This is a genomic window from Arthrobacter sp. SD76 (assembly GCF_049726125.1).
Classification (GTDB): domain Bacteria; phylum Actinomycetota; class Actinomycetes; order Actinomycetales; family Micrococcaceae; genus Arthrobacter; species Arthrobacter nitrophenolicus.
Genome location: NZ_JBNBLR010000002.1, coordinates 149436 through 163478, shown reverse-complemented (window position 1 = coordinate 163478; position 14043 = coordinate 149436). Strand labels below are relative to the sequence as shown.

Below are 14043 nucleotides of genomic sequence, written 5' to 3'. Positions count from 1 at the left end.
TGGTGGTCAGCTGCGAACTGTGCAGAGGGCTCCGTCTGACCGCAATAAGGGTTTGCCTGATGTCTGTGCGGCTGGGTGGTTATCGGCTCTGGATGTGCAGGGCAGTTCCAGCGTGGTCGCGTTGTGTGCTGGCCGGGCAGGAAGGACTTCCCTGGCACGGCCCCGAGACCGGACTGGGCGAGATCACGCCTTGGAGCATGCCATATCCACGGAGGCTGGGGCAGGTGTGGTGTTCGCCAGGGCTCATACCCCAGATGGGCGTCCGCTGGCGCGGCCGGCTGTTGGGTGCTGCCGGCCCGTCGCAGGGCTCCGGCCCGTCATCACCTGTGTGTCTACGACGTTTTTGCTGCTGTCCTTATGTTGTTACCGGGTTCAGTTCCGCGGCCGTTGTAGGGTCGTGGCTACCCAGGGGAGGCGGGTATGGCTTTGGTTGCTGTGCCGCACGGTCTCGTGACGGCTTCGAAGGATTGGCCGCCTGCCACCCCGCGATGACCCGACCGCTAATTGAGAGACGCGACATGATCGCCGGATAAGGACACGACGGCGCGGTTATCTGCTGGGCTCTACCCATCCAACAGACTGGAGGCTGTTCTTGGTGCAACTTTGGGCCGGTATTGACGCCGGCAAAGCCCACCACCACTGCTTTGTGATCGATGCCGACGGAAACCGTCTGCTCTCCCAAAGAATCCCCAATGACGAACCAGCACTGCTACAGCTCCTGGGCGACGTTCTGGAACTAGCCGACGGTGACCCGGTGGTTTGGGCGATGGACCTGAACCATGGGGGACCGGCTCTGCTGATCGCCCTACTCGCTGGTCATGGCCGGGACGTCCTCTACATTCCAGGCCGCACAGTGCATCACGCCTCCAAAATTTACCGCGGCGAAGGCAAGACAGATGCCAAAGACGCTGCCGTCATCGCGGACCAGGCCCGCATGCGAAACGACCTGCAACCACTTCGGGCCGGGGACGAGATCAGCACGGGGCTGAGGCTCCTGACCGCTCGTAGGGCCGATAAGGCAGCGGACAGGGTCCGGGCGCTCAACCGCCTGCAAGCCCAGCTGCTCGAATACTTCCCTGCCCTGGAGCGGGCCTTCGATTACAGCCGGTCCAAGGCCGCACTGATGCTGCTGAGCAAATACCGGACACCGGACGGAATCCGCCGCGCTGGCCAAACCAGAATTCAGGCTTGGCTGCAAAAACACGGTGCCCGCTCCTCGGCAGCTGTCGCCACAGCGGCAGTTGAGGCGGCAAAATCCCAGCACACCATAGTTCCGGCTCAGGACATGGGGGAGGGGATTGTTGCCGCACTCGCCAAGGAGATCCTCACCCTGAACGAAGAACTGGCGGACATCGATGCAAGGATCAGTGAGAAAGTCACGGAACACCAGCACACGCAGGTGCTGTTAAGCATGCCCGGCTTCGGCCCTGTCCTCGCAGCCGAGTTCCTCGGTGCTACAGGCGGAGACCTAGCCGTATTTCAGACCGCGGATCGGTTCGCGGGCGTCGTCGGTCTGGCGCCGGCGCCCAGGGACTCCGGAAGGATCAGCGGAAACCACCATCGACCCAGACGTTATGACCGCCGGCTCCTGCGCGTCTTTTACCTCTCCGGGCTATCAGCCCTTAAGTCCTGTCCTGCTTCACGCGGCTACTACGATCGGAAACGGGTCGAAGGAAAATCCCATATCCAGGCAATGCTCTCGCTCGCCCGGCGACGGCTCAATGTCCTCTGGGCCATGCTGCGCGACGGAGCCCTCGTATACGCCCATGCCAGTGGCCACACAGTCATTGGCTGCCTGATCGAACCCACGTCTCACTTCGGTGGAGTTTGGCGGACGGTTGTTGCTTGCTGATTTCGGTAGAGCGAAGCTCTGCTCCAGCCAACCAGGCGTGCAGCCTCTTTCGCGGTGAGTCCTTTTGCCCGGGCATCCCTGGCGACGGCCAGTTTTTCTGCGATGAGGCCAGGATCCGATGCAGGGCGGCCGAAGCGTGTGCCGTTCTGTTTTGCTGCAGCGATCCCGGCATTTATCCGTTCGAGGATGAGCTCGCGTTCGTACTCGCCAAGTGTGGCTAACATGTTCAGCATGAGCCGCCCGGTCGAGGTCGTCGGGTCGATACCGTCTGAGATGGAGCGGAGGTTGATACCCCGGTCCTGGAGCAGCGTCACGGTGTTCAGGACGTCGATCAGTGACCGGCCGAGCCTGTCGATGCGCCAGACCACAACAGTGTCACCGGGCTCGGCGTACTCCAGGAGCTTTTTCATGCCTGGTCGCTCGATCGCGGCGCGGCTGCCGGAGATGACATCGGCGAACACATAGCGCTTCTGGACCCGACCGCGACCAGCGCGTCGAGCTGCAGCTGCGCGTCCTGGCTGGATGTACTGACCCGTGACTATGTCAACCTTTCTTGGCCCCGGGAGGACGGCGATATCTGGCCCCGTCAAGGAGCCTGAGGTTCCCCGCGCCTAGCCCTACTTCATGACCCGCGCAGGTACGCTGATCCAATACCGTTGATGCATTTGGGGGCGCCATGCTGAACTGGACGCCCTCTTGACCAGGAGGTGGGTCAGAGAAGATGCGCTCAGAGATTATCGAACCGCCCAGCAGCAATAGGCGTGCTGCTGCCTGCCCCGTTGAAGTATGAGGCCGTGGGTCGTGATCGAGCACCTGGCCGCGCAGCTCGGCATCGCGGACGTCTCGTGCGTGAAGCGGTACACCGAGCGCAAGCCGACGGCGTATGAGCACGCGTGGGAGATCCGGGACGCCTACGAGTACCACGAGTACGAGGATGCGGAGTGGTCGCGGCGGTTCCGCACGTTCCTGCACGGACGGGCGTGGACGCACGCCGAGGGGCCGGTGGCGCTGTTCAACCAGGCGGTGGGCTGGCTGCGCCGTCACCGGGTGCTGCTGCCCCCTCGGCACTCGACAGCGACCAGCATGCACTCACGCGCTCGGCATGCGCGTCACGGCGTCGGCGTCACCCGGATGCCGAGCGTTCCGGCCTCACCTCGGCGCAGTCGGCTGCCGAGGAGGCTGAGGCGACCGATGATGCCGTACTTGCGGGCGATGAGCTGCCGATAGCGGGCCGTGGTGGCGGCGTCGCAGATCTCGGCGGTGGCGGGAACCTGGTCGCCCGTCGAATTGCCGCGTAGATCGCAGGGCCGACGAGGACATCGGCGCGGGCCCGGATCCGCTTGACCTTCCAGGAGTCCGCGGCCGTCCAGACGCCGAGCGCGTCGCCGTCACGCACCACCCCGACGGGGGTGGCGACCGGGTGCCGTTCCTGAGGTAGCTGGTGACCAGCAGATACTTGCCCGTACCGAGCCGGTCCAGTGAGGCTCCGTCCATGCCCGCAGTCACAGGTTCTTCGCGTAGAAGCTGGCGAGTCGTTCGACGGCGGCGTCGACGTATGCGGGTTCGTCGTACATCTCGTAGTGGCCGGCGCCGTCGACCACCATGAGGTCGACGGGGTTGGGGGCCATCTTCCACAGCTGCATGCCCATGTCGTAGGAGCCGGTGTTGCCGATGCGCCCGGCAAGGACGACCTGCAGGGGCTGGGTCATGAGCTGATCGGCCAGATGGAACGCGTCGTAGCCCAGCAGGAGGGAGTCGCTGCGCAGGAGGCGCCGGTTCGTGGAGTGTTCGTTGCCGCCGCGCTCGGTGCGGTAGTAGGTGACGGCCTCGGTGGTGTCGATGTCGGTCAGGCCCGCTGCCGCGGCGTCCTCAAGGGTGTCGGGCAGCCAGTTCACGCGGGTCATCTCGCCGGAGCGGGCCTCTTCGGTCCGTGCGTTGGCGAGGGCGTCGAGTGCTGCGGCCGGACCGGCGGGGGAGAAGCTGCGGAACGCGTGGCCGATGTTGACGGGGACGACCGTGCCGACCGCCTTGATGCGGTGGTCCGTGCGGGCGGTGTGCACGGCGTAGCCGCCACCGGCGCAGATGCCCAGGACGCCGATGCGCTGCGGGTCGATGCCGGGGGTCGTGGTGAGCGCGTCGATGGCGTAGGAGATGTCCTCACCGCGGCGGTAGGGGTCTTCGAGGTCGCGGGGCTCGCCCTCGCTCTGGCCCTGGTGGGCGGGGTCGAGGACGAGCGCGGCGATGCCGCGGGCGGCGAGACGGGAGGCGTAGTTGGCGCCGATCTGCTCCTTCACGCTGCTGCCGGGGGTGGAGAGCACCACGGCGGGCAGCGGTGCGCTGCTGTCGGCGTTGTTGGGCAGGTGGAGGTGAGCGGCGAGGTTGATGGGACCGCGCGGGATGGTGAGGTGCTGGATCATGACTGGCTTCCTTCGCGATAATGTTGTTCCATAGGAGCTCAGTACAAGACGGTATCTTGTACGATCTGGAACTAGTACGAAACTGTAGCACATGAAACGGAGGACCGCATGTCGGTCGACGGGGCGCAGCTGTGGACGCTGAACCAGCGGCTGCTGGCAGTCGTGATGGACGCCTGCACGGCGGAGCTGGCCGAGCTCGGGTTGGAAACGAAAGAGTTCTTCGTCCTGGCCGAGGTGGAGGCATCGCCGTACCCGGCCGAGATCGCGACCGCGCTACTGCTGCCCAAGGCGAGCGTGACGGTCTACGTCCGCAACCTCGTCACCAAGGGCTTCATCCGCCGCGAGATCGACGAGGCGGACCTGCGGCGTCACCGGCTCGCACTGACCGACGAGGGCACGAAAGCGCGCGATCAAGCACTTGCAGCCCTCGCGGCGGAGTACGACCGCAGGTTGGCGAGGGTCACCCCCCAGGACCGCGTCGAGCTGCAACGCATCCTCAAAGCGATGCTCGCCTCGCCCGCGTCAGGCAGCATGCGTGAGTGATTCGTCCGTCCGGTGCTCTGCTGCTGGGATGCGCTTGTCTCGGTCGGCCTTGACCGCGGCTGCGGCGGTCGCAGGATCCTTGTCCACCGGTCGCGCCTGGCCGTGCCAGGCGCACTGGCATTCCGCGCGCACATGCTGAGGCCACCGGGACGGTTCGGGAACGTCACGAGCCACGTTTTCTGCCAGGAGTGCCACTGCTGCCAACGGTGCCAGTTCCAGGCGCCACCGCGGTGACTGGCCTCGCCAAGCCCCCGGCAAGTCCCTCATGGATGCGGTGGCCGTCTCGCTCGTCATTCAACATTGCGGCGCTCTGGCGCTTCATTGACGGGCTGTCAGGTATTCCCGACAGGAGCTGCCGAGGGTCTCCTGTCGGCAAACGATTCGTTTGATGACAGGCTGCCCGTCTGTCCAATGAACCGGTGCAATCCGAGGGTTCGCGGCGGCGCGAATCCAATCAGATCCGATGGTGATTGCTGATAGGGTTTGACGACAGATAGGGTCCGATCCTCCGCACGGAAGGGGCCCCTCGGTGGCGAACCTGGTCTACAAGCGGGTCTCGACCGACCAGCAGTCCACCGCCCGGCAGAACCTCGTCCTGGACGAGGCCGGCATCGAGGACCCCGTCGTCTTCGAGGAGGACCCGGGAACCTCCAGCCGCCTCCACCCCCTCCAGCGGCCGGGCGACACCGTGAGGGTGCGTTCTCCGCCATGGACCTCACCGCCCGCCACCCGCGCACCGAAGAATTGCTGTCCACCGGAAGTTCATGGTGCAGACCCTCGCCGCCGCCGGCGAACTCCAGCGTGACCTCCAGCGCGAGCTGACCTACGACGGACTGCGCGCGGCGGAGGCCAAGGGCAGCAAGGGCGGGCGCCGCCCCGCCGTCCCGGCCGACAAGACCGACGGCGTGTGCACCTCCTACCTGGAGGGCCGCTCGATCGCCGCCCTCGCCCGTGACCACGGCGTCAGTCGCGGCGCGATCCGCACAGCCGTCGCGGACCTCATGCCCGACCACACCGCCATCGAGGAGGACGTCCCGGCCCCGGAGCTGCCGGTCACCCTCGACATGCCGGGCAAGGTCGCCGACTTCCTCCGCACCACTGAGCTGGAGCCCGCCGAGCGGGCCGCGCTCAACCAAGGGGTGACCGTACGGCGCGGTCAGGGCTACACCTTGCGCATCACGGCAGTGCCAGCGGTCCACCGCCAGCTCCTCGCCCGCTGCCAACCGCTCGACGGCGGCCAGGGTGTCCCTGCCATCCCTGCCCAGCGCAAGGCCCGCCGCGAGTACGAGAACCGCGTCACCGGCCTCGGAGCTCCGGCCTGAACAAGATCACCGGCTTGGCGTTAACCGCTGTACCGATGTTCCCCGAGGCCGTCATACCTGGATCAATCGTCCTCGGGCGGCGGTTCGCTCGCGCCGGGGGAGTGGTTCGACCAGTCGTCATTGGCCTTGGGGGTAGCCTCTGACTTCTCTACGGTAGCGGTCCTGGCGTGGGCTGCTGCGGCAGCCCACGCGGGCGCCGGCTGTAGTCTGGCAGTTTCCTCGAAGGGATCGGCTGCCGAAGCGGCGGCCTCTGCCGGCGTCGGTTCCACGTGCGGGGGCTCGACCTTCGGCACGGGGGAGTTCGACGCGCCCGCCGCTAGCGGTCATGCGGCGGACCTTCACCCGGTGCTGCACGGCGGGGGTCTTCGTGAAGATGATGGCTTGGCCGGGTTCCAAGTCCCGAAGCTCGTTCGGGTGGACGCGGAACTGTTCGACCTCGCGCAGCGAGCCTTGACCGCTCGCTCGCGTTGTCATGCCCAGCTCGTCCTTGTCATCGAAAATCTGGGTGGTTTCTGCCATACCTTTTTCGGTGCCGATCAGTCCGGCGTATTCCTCGGCGTTGGTGTCCTGCTGGTGCAGCACCTTCACGTTGGAGTTCTTGATAACAGAATCCTTGAAGCTCATCGAAGCTTCTTCAAGGGCGGTACTGACCTGCGTGGCCAGAGTAACGGCTCCGCCGTTGCTTCTGGCCCGCTCAAAGAGCGACTGGAGCAGCGAACCTCCAAGTGCTGAAAATTCGTCAACGACGATGTAGCCCATGCGGTTCTGTTCCATCTTTCCTTGGGACCACGAAACGACGCGGCCACGGAACCAACCGTCAAGCTTTCCCACGGCTGGGGGAGTGGGGCCCAGCTTCCGCCGCAGCGGAAGCCAAAGGTTCTTGGCCCAGAAGGCACCTGCCTTGCTGCGACCCCGGTATCGGTGCCAGCGGCGACTTCCCAAGTCTCCAAAGGCTGCCGTGACGTCCTGGAGGGCAAGATTGCCGATCTGTCGGGCGGCCTGCGCGTCCCGCGCTGCGTCCAAATTGAACAGCACGACGTCTCCGCGAAGGATGGCCTCACGAAGGTCAAGCCCGGCAGGGCTTTCGCGCAGCACGTTTCCGGCTGCGCCTTCGATGGCCCCCGCAAAACGCTGGCGAAAGTTGTTTTTCCTGGGTTGAGTGCTTGTGTCAGCTTTATTGGAGTCCGCCAGGAGGGCTTGACCGGCACCCAATGAACGTGCGCTGGAGCAGCACCTACCGCATGAATCAACTCTCGATGCAGCTTTCGGGCTGGGACACTATGACCTTATCTTCAACGCCGGCCAGTTCCTTTGGAGCGCTAGGCGTTTTGTTGGGTGATGGTGTGGGCGAGGCGGTAGGAGTCGGTGCCGGTTTCGATGATGGCGCCGTTGAAGGTGAGGCGGTCTACGATCGCGGCGCAGAGGCGCGGGTCCGAGAAGGTTTTAGTCCAGCCGGAAAAGGATTCATTAGAAGCGATGGCGATGGAGTTCTTTTCCTCTCGCTCGGTGAGGACTTGGAAGAGCAGCTCAGCGCCGCGGCGGTCCAGTTCCATGTAGCCCAGCTCGTCGATGCACAGCAGATCGACCCGGCCGTAGCGGGCGATGGTTTTAGCCAGCATCTTCTCGTCGGCGGCTTCGACGAGTTCGTTCACGAGCCGGGTGGCTAGGCGTATTTGACCCGGTATCCCTTCTCCGCGGCGGCCGTGCCGAGACCGATGAGCAGGTGTGACTTACCGGTGCCGGAGTCTCCGATGAGACACAGTGGTGCGCCTTTGCGGATCCAGTCCCCAGTCGCGAGGGTATGGATGGTAGCGGGGTTGATGTTCGGGTTTGCGTCGAAATCGAAGTCTCCAAGCCATTTGTCCCGCGGGAAATTTGCGGCCTTTACGCGGCGGATTGAGGAGCGACGGTCCCTGTCATCGCACTCGGCCAGCAGCAGCTCGGCCAGGAATCCCTGATAGGTGAGCTGTTCCTTGCCGGCGATGGTCAGGGCTTCGTCGAGAACCGCCCGAATCGTGGGCAGACGCAGCCGGCGGCAGGCTTGATCCACGGCCGCGACCGCGGCTTGCTCGGTCAGGCCGCGGCGTCGGCGCAGGGTCGGTGTGATGGCGGCGGCAGGGGCGGTGGGACTCGATGAGATGTTCTCCTTCGACGCGGTCGCTTCGGGGCGTTTTGTGAGCAGTTCGTCATAGGCCTTCACCGATGGGAGCGGTCGGGTGTCCGGCGGTAGCCCGGCGATGACCGCGGCGGGCTCCCGGAGTCGTCGTTGGGTAAGGCTGACAACGCGTTGCACATTCACGTCAGCAAGAGCACCGGGATGACGGTCCGGACTGGCCCCACCCCGGGAGGAAAAGGTGGTCTGCCTGCGGGCTTCGACTGCGACGACGTCGGCACTGACAGCTCCCACTTCCAGTGCAGCGGTGATTCCTGCCTGGATGTCGCCGGAATCCATCGAGCGGTGGAGCAGCAGGACGTCGATAAGTTCACGGGTTCCCTCGGCATCTCCGTTGACCCTGCGCGACGCGGCCCAAAAGGCCTCGTGGGCGCTGGTGAAGGTCCCTGACTCTCGGGCCCGTGCCAGTGCGGTGGAGCCAGGCAGCGCGCCCGGCTTAGTTTTGAGGACCTCGAGGTAGTGGTCCAGCTGGACCGACTGCCCGGACCGGGCCGCCACCCGCGGATGCCTGGCCACTACGGTCCGGCCGTCAAACACCACGACCTCCGAGGCCCGCAAAGACACCCGCAGCCTCCTGCCGATGAATCGTGCCGGGACGGAGTACTTCACCATCCGCACCGTAACCATCGATGACCTGTCCACCCGGGGCGTCAGCACCAGACCCGGATCAAACTCTTCTACCGGAAGCGGTGCAAGGAACGGTCGCTCCGTCTCGAAGTCCTGTCCGATGGTACGGATCCTGTCATTGATCCGCCGCCGGTCATCCATGGCCTCCCAGACCCGGATCCGGTCATTAAGCTCATCCAGGGACTCAACCACGGGCATGGGCGAAAGCCTGTTGCGTCGGAACCATCCAACTTCGCCTTCAACCCCGCCTTTTTCGTGGGCTCCGGCGATGCCAGGTTGGCAATAAAACGCATCAAAACCAAAGTGGGAACGGAACAACACCCACCGTTCATTCTCTTGGCGCTGCCGGCCCTGCCCGAACGCCACCGCCCTAACGGCACTGGTGAGGTTGTCGTAGCGGATGTGCCTGACCGGCACGCCACCAATCTCGTTGAACGCCTCGATGTGGCCTTCCAGAAAGGCTTCCTGCGCCTGCGTCGGATAGATCCGGTGGATGGCCTTGCCAGAGTGCGAGAGGCGAAAGATGAACATATGGCACTTGATCTTCACACCGTTCAGCACGACCCAGAGTTCCCCGAAGTCCACCTCAGCTTCAGCGCCCGGAGGGTGCTCCTGCGGGACGAACACCTCCACCCGGCGGCCGGCCTCAACATCGATCTGGGCCCGGCGAACCCGCACATAATCACGAACGGTCGAGTACGAGAGTTCCTCCGCGCCGTGCTCTTCAAACAGCCGGGCCAGTATTCTCCTGGCGGTGTGGCGCTGCTTCCTCGGGGCCGTCGTATCCTCGGTCAGCATGGCGTCGATCGCTGCCTTGAACGGCTCCAGCCGCCATGACACTCCCCGCCTTGGTTTCCGTTCCGGAGGAGTGGCCGATTCCAGCGCCTGCCGCACAGTCCGTCGATGGACCCGATGCCGGGCCGCCAGCGCTCGAACGGACAGGCCATCGACCCGGGCGTCCCTTCGGATCAGCGCGAATAACTCCACTCTCGACTCCATCCAGACCCACCCTCGGCTACGTTCATCCACTGATGGATCCAACGTTGAGGGTCGGGGCCACGAATAACCGTCACAAGTGCCCGGCGAGTCACGAAGTGGGGCCAGAAATAACCGTCTTACCGGGGCCATTCAAACCTGTCACAATCAGACCCGTGTATAGCCAAGGTGTCTCACGCTGCCATTGTGGCTCGAAAAGGTCCCTTGAAGGCAAGGCTGAGACGCTCCTTGCTGAGACGACTTAGCGAGACCTCGGCTCGCATGGAATGACGCGGATCAATGTTCCTGTGGCTGGCCTTGAAAGGTGTCTTGCAAAGCTTTTGTTTTTCGAGACGCTGGACAGCAGAACTAGGAGCGAGCTGTCATTGTCACCGTCGGTTCCTCGCACCTCTATCGAGCAGCTTTTTCGGGCGGCTTATACGGGAACCATCAAGGCCAAGAATGCCAGAGCGGCTCGTGAAGCAGTCGGCCAACCAAAGGCCTGGCCAGAGGGGCCCGGTCTACGGGCACATTGCGATCCGCGACATAGACCGAGACTTACTTAGCGCGTTATGGTGAGCTGCTCCTCCGGCATGGCACATGACGCAAGCTCAAATTGCAGAGTTCCGGCTGCGCGGTTGTTTCTGCCGGTGTCGTCACACCAGTCGATGTTGTATGGCATTGCCGTCACCCTCGCTTCTCCAACCGCTATCTCAGCAGGAACGATGAAGGTGTAGGTGAACTCCCCGGAATCGGTCATTGGAGCCGTTGTGTCTATGACTTTGGAGTCGGTTTCATCGGTGACGGTCACTTGAATTTGTGCATTGGAACCGTATCGGGGGTTGCAGTCCGCCCCCGGCGCTGAAACCGTCACAGCATCCCCAGGCTTGGCGCTTGCCGGACTTACTGAATAGGCAGGCGGAAAACACGGCGGCTCATGCGGCTCACCATCCATGGACCGTGAACAGGCCCCCGCGGTAGCTACTACAGAAACACCGAGCAGGGCGATGAGGAGCGACTGCCGCAACGACTTTCTATCGGGAAACATCCCAAGGAACTCCATGCCCCCATTGTTGCCCTGCCTACGCAGCCACTACCGAAAAGCTCAAAGTCGTCCCCGAATCGTTGTTTTAGCCCAGCTTTTGTTCCAGCACTTCGGAACCTTAGGAAATCGGAACGGCGGCTTATCCCTGTGGGAGTGCCGTTTAGCGGTCTTGCCCGGCGTTTTTTTGCACCGACTGATGGACAATGAAGCCATGGGTGGATCAATGTACGAGCGTAAGGACCCATCAGGTCCGCCGCACTCCACCCTCCGCGATCAAATTTGGGCCGAGCTGGCGGCCTTCGGCCCGTTTGCGTTCCAAACAGATACAAAGGGACTCGATTGGGGGCACATATCCATACCCATGCGGCGAGCAGGAGACGGCGAAAAGGTTCTTGCTCTCTTCTCGATCGCCTCAGGACCAGGCGCCGGCGCCGACGCACCCGAACGCTTAGTAACCCTTAGCCGGAGAGCCCGGCCCCCATCACGCTGCGTTTCTCATCAGCGTCCTCGCAAAGGAATTGACCGAGTTCGCCAGAGATCGGCTGCTCACCGGTCTCGCCCAGACCATCAGATCAATCAGTTTGGTTCAAGGAACTCCTCACACCGTGAACGTCGACGGAGTCCCGGTCCCAGGGTGGGCGTTACTAGCGGACGGTGCAAGCGGCTTTGTCTGTGAGCAGCTCGGCCGAATACTGATGTGGGTCGGAACGGAGAACGCGGTCATGCCCCGTTCGATCTCCACGAAAATCATGACCACCACGGGGTGGCAGGAAGACAACCAGTGATTAACTAGCTCGCACAGTGCTGCTGGCGCGGCTGCCTGCAAAGGTATCCCCTTACAGGACAGCTGAATTCCTGTGTCTCATATCCTCAGCGCCTCAAAACGCTAGGGTTTTGAGACGGTTGGGGCATAGCGTTTTAGGCACCTCGACCGGCACGGACTTGCGGGCCCGTTCATACGGGTTGTAAAAACTTCCCGCTGCAGGCAGCTTGGGAAGCTCAGGCTGTGGCCGGCAAAGGGACCGGCGAGCGGGACAGGAGTTGGTCTCGCCCTGACGGACCAACTTCCACCGGCATCGGCCCTCTGCCGCTACGCTGTCCCCATGAAAGAGCCCGGCAAGTTCGGAGCGCTGACTCCAAAGCAGGCACTGTTATTGGCCGCAGTCTTCGCGATATTAGGGGTGGTCACATTTGTTTTGCGGAACGCAGTAACCAATGAGTCGCCAATTGTGAGCCTAACCGTAGCCTCCGGAGCCCTTGTCGCCGCCGTATTCATGGTCGTGGCCTGGCGCATAGCCAAGACTCGTGAGCGGAACAGGAGATAGTCTCTGCGCTTTGATTCGACCCCCGCCAAAGGATCAGCTTGCAGGACGATCATGCTTCAACAGCTTAGAAGCCCTTAGCCGTTGTGACTTTCTGCTTCGATGCTGTTCACAACCGATCACGTCTCAACGCGCTGGGCCTAGTTACGAGCCGACTAGGACGTTCTCGTGGACTTTCCTCCAGCCAGCGGATTCAAGAGCGCGCGTATCGAACCCGGTCGTCACCAACTTCGCTGTCGGCTGACCGGTGTGGCCTACCGTGACAATTTCCCGGTCACTCGTGATCGCATTGCTGCATCCCATGCTCCACTGATTGGGCTCGTATATGGGATAGACAACAATGCAGGCCTTCGTGAAGTCTTCGCTCTCGGAGGCGAAGTACCTTATTCCCGCGTCCTCGACCAGAAATCTGAAGTCAGAAGGTTGGTTGGGGTTTGCGTTACGCACATCGGCAGGCAGGTCGTCCCGCGTGTCTGCTTCCCGGTGCACAGCCACGATTCCCTGGTACCGGAGCAGGCAGTCAATGACAGCACAACAGCGGCGATGGCCGCCGCTTTCGAAACGCGATTTTTCATTTTTCCCCCAGTAGCTTTTGCCGAACCTATCAGGATTCCGTTACGGGCAACCGAAGCTGCGCCCAGTTAGACGGAACGTGTCTCGTAACCCAACCGCCTCGAATCCTAGCTATAGAAGACAGCTGGGTCGCGGTGCAACGACTGGTTGCGGGATCCCACCTGCCGCTCCCTACAGGTGACGCAGGTATCTCTCAGGTGAGTCCAAGAACGAACGCCAGTTAGAGATCAGGTCGAGCTCAGACCAATGCCGCTGGCGGAGCCCCCACGAGCCGACTTCGAGGATCTGCGCGCCGGGTAAAGCTGCGAGGACCGGGGAGTGGGTGGACAAGATGATTTGGGAGGAGCCCCCGGCAATGAGGTCTTTCAGGACCGCGAGGAGGCTGAGACACCCCGCGAAGGAGAGAGCCGACTCAGGTTCGTCGAGAACCAAAAGTCCGCCTCCACGAAACCGATCTACCGCCAGTTCTAAGAATGATTCTCCGTGTGACATGTCGTGGAATGAGATGTCCGGACCCGATGTGCTCGGGTTCTTCTCCAGGTAGGTAAAGAAGCCGTGCATAGTTTCCGCGCGCAGGAAATAGCCGCGCCGCGGGGCACCGGCGTTACGAACCAGTTGCAGGTGATCGGCGAGAACGGACTCGCTGGCTCTAGTGCTATGCCGGGCCCCTGTAGATCCGCCTTCCGGAGACAATCCGTAGGCCAGCGCGATGGCTTCCACGAGTGTCGATTTTCCGGACCCGTTTTCGCCGACGAGAACAGTCGCGGAAGTGAGGTCGAGGCCGTGGTCCAAAACCTGCGCGACCGGGGCCAAAGCGCCCGGCCACCGCCCGCGGTCCAGGGGACGGGCGGGGTCTTCGACTACCCGCCTAATCGGAAAGGTGTTCGGAGGCATGCCCCATTGTTGCAACCCACTCCACTGGTCTAACAAATAGTCCGTCCGAATCGTCAACGAGCACCGGTGCCCTGACGATGCGTGAAAGGACTCTGCGCCGGACACCGCAACGTCCCCTCCGGGCTACTTCGATTCAAAGACGACGGTATCTGTGGTCGCGTCTTCGACTGCAGGCCGCCAGTAAATGCGTGCATACCGGTAGTAAGGCTCTAGCTGGTCGTCCCTGGCCATATGGTGATCCTCCCAACGAACGAAAATCTCGAAAGGATTTTCTCCTGCCTTGCTTGTTGCCCAGGCGAT

At 63.0% G+C, this 14043-nt stretch carries 9 protein-coding genes and 4 pseudogenes; 5 read left to right on the top strand and 8 right to left on the bottom strand.

The features are described 5' to 3' along the window. Positions 1-592: 592 nt before the first annotated feature. Positions 593-1762 (top strand): annotated as a pseudogene (locus ACPEE0_RS22525) (IS110 family transposase); the annotation flags it as partial. A gap of 50 nt (positions 1763-1812) precedes the next feature. Here the strand turns inward: ACPEE0_RS22525 and ACPEE0_RS22520 are convergent. Continuing rightward, a pseudogene (locus ACPEE0_RS22520) lies at positions 1813-2357 on the bottom strand (recombinase family protein). Positions 2358-2653: 296 nt separating this feature from the next. Here ACPEE0_RS22520 and ACPEE0_RS22515 point away from each other — a divergent pair. Then, entirely contained in the window at positions 2654-3079 is a 426-nt protein-coding gene (locus tag ACPEE0_RS22515) for a DUF4158 domain-containing protein (RefSeq protein WP_424575487.1), read from the top strand. 275 nt (positions 3080-3354) lie between these two features. On the opposite strand, the gene ACPEE0_RS22510 is transcribed toward ACPEE0_RS22515, so the two are convergent. Beyond that, positions 3355-4362, bottom strand: a complete 1008-nt coding sequence (locus ACPEE0_RS22510; protein WP_424575486.1) for an alpha/beta hydrolase — start codon at positions 4360-4362, stop codon at positions 3355-3357. Positions 4363-4377: 15 nt separating this feature from the next. Here ACPEE0_RS22510 and ACPEE0_RS22505 point away from each other — a divergent pair, with 15 nt between their 5' ends. The 3 genes from ACPEE0_RS22505 (at position 4378) to ACPEE0_RS22495 (ending at position 6134) form a co-directional block, all read left to right on the top strand. After that, positions 4378-4812 (top strand): MarR family winged helix-turn-helix transcriptional regulator, encoded by a 435-nt coding sequence (locus ACPEE0_RS22505; protein ID WP_424575485.1) that lies wholly within the window; start codon positions 4378-4380, stop codon positions 4810-4812. A 529-nt stretch (positions 4813-5341) separates the two neighbouring features. Then, positions 5342-5617, top strand: a complete 276-nt coding sequence (locus tag ACPEE0_RS22500) for a hypothetical protein (protein WP_424575484.1) — start codon at positions 5342-5344, stop codon at positions 5615-5617. Next, positions 5577-6134, top strand: coding sequence for a hypothetical protein (locus ACPEE0_RS22495; protein ID WP_424575483.1), 558 nt, complete (start codon positions 5577-5579; stop codon positions 6132-6134). The genes ACPEE0_RS22500 and ACPEE0_RS22495 overlap by 41 nt, the downstream gene beginning before the upstream one ends. Before the next feature lie 117 nt (positions 6135-6251). Here the strand turns inward: ACPEE0_RS22495 and ACPEE0_RS22490 are convergent, their stop codons facing one another. From ACPEE0_RS22490 to ACPEE0_RS22465, 6 genes and pseudogenes are all read right to left on the bottom strand, one after another. Next, complete coding sequence (locus tag ACPEE0_RS22490; protein WP_424575482.1) at positions 6252-6908, bottom strand: TraM recognition domain-containing protein; 657 nt, start codon at positions 6906-6908, stop codon at positions 6252-6254. Positions 6909-7453: 545 nt separating this feature from the next. Next, positions 7454-8241 (bottom strand): annotated as a pseudogene (gene istB, locus ACPEE0_RS22485) (IS21-like element helper ATPase IstB). Between the two features lie 66 nt (positions 8242-8307). After that, a pseudogene (gene istA, locus ACPEE0_RS22480) lies at positions 8308-9933 on the bottom strand (IS21 family transposase); the annotation flags it as partial. Positions 9934-10471: 538 nt separating this feature from the next. Next, positions 10472-10972, bottom strand: coding sequence for a hypothetical protein (locus tag ACPEE0_RS22475; RefSeq protein ID WP_424575481.1), 501 nt, complete (start codon positions 10970-10972; stop codon positions 10472-10474). Between the two features lie 1448 nt (positions 10973-12420). Further along, complete coding sequence (locus tag ACPEE0_RS22470; RefSeq protein WP_424575480.1) at positions 12421-12771, bottom strand: hypothetical protein; 351 nt, start codon at positions 12769-12771, stop codon at positions 12421-12423. 249 nt (positions 12772-13020) lie between these two features. Beyond that, complete coding sequence (locus tag ACPEE0_RS22465) at positions 13021-13743, bottom strand: AAA family ATPase (RefSeq protein ID WP_424575479.1); 723 nt, start codon at positions 13741-13743, stop codon at positions 13021-13023. Positions 13744-14043: the final 300 nt, after the last annotated feature.

Excerpts from the sequence above, each read along its gene's own strand:
- ACPEE0_RS22510 (WP_424575486.1), bottom strand. The coding sequence starts at position 4,362 with ATGTGCTACAGTTTCGTACTAGTTCCAGATCGTACAAGATACCGTCTT.
- ACPEE0_RS22505 (WP_424575485.1), top strand. The coding sequence starts at position 4,378 with ATGTCGGTCGACGGGGCGCAGCTGTGGACGCTGAACCAGCGGCTGCTG.
- ACPEE0_RS22495 (WP_424575483.1), top strand. The coding sequence starts at position 5,577 with ATGGTGCAGACCCTCGCCGCCGCCGGCGAACTCCAGCGTGACCTCCAG.
- ACPEE0_RS22490 (WP_424575482.1), bottom strand. The coding sequence starts at position 6,908 with ATGGAACAGAACCGCATGGGCTACATCGTCGTTGACGAATTTTCAGCA.
- ACPEE0_RS22475 (WP_424575481.1), bottom strand. The coding sequence starts at position 10,972 with ATGGAGTTCCTTGGGATGTTTCCCGATAGAAAGTCGTTGCGGCAGTCG.
- ACPEE0_RS22465 (WP_424575479.1), bottom strand. The coding sequence starts at position 13,743 with ATGCCTCCGAACACCTTTCCGATTAGGCGGGTAGTCGAAGACCCCGCC.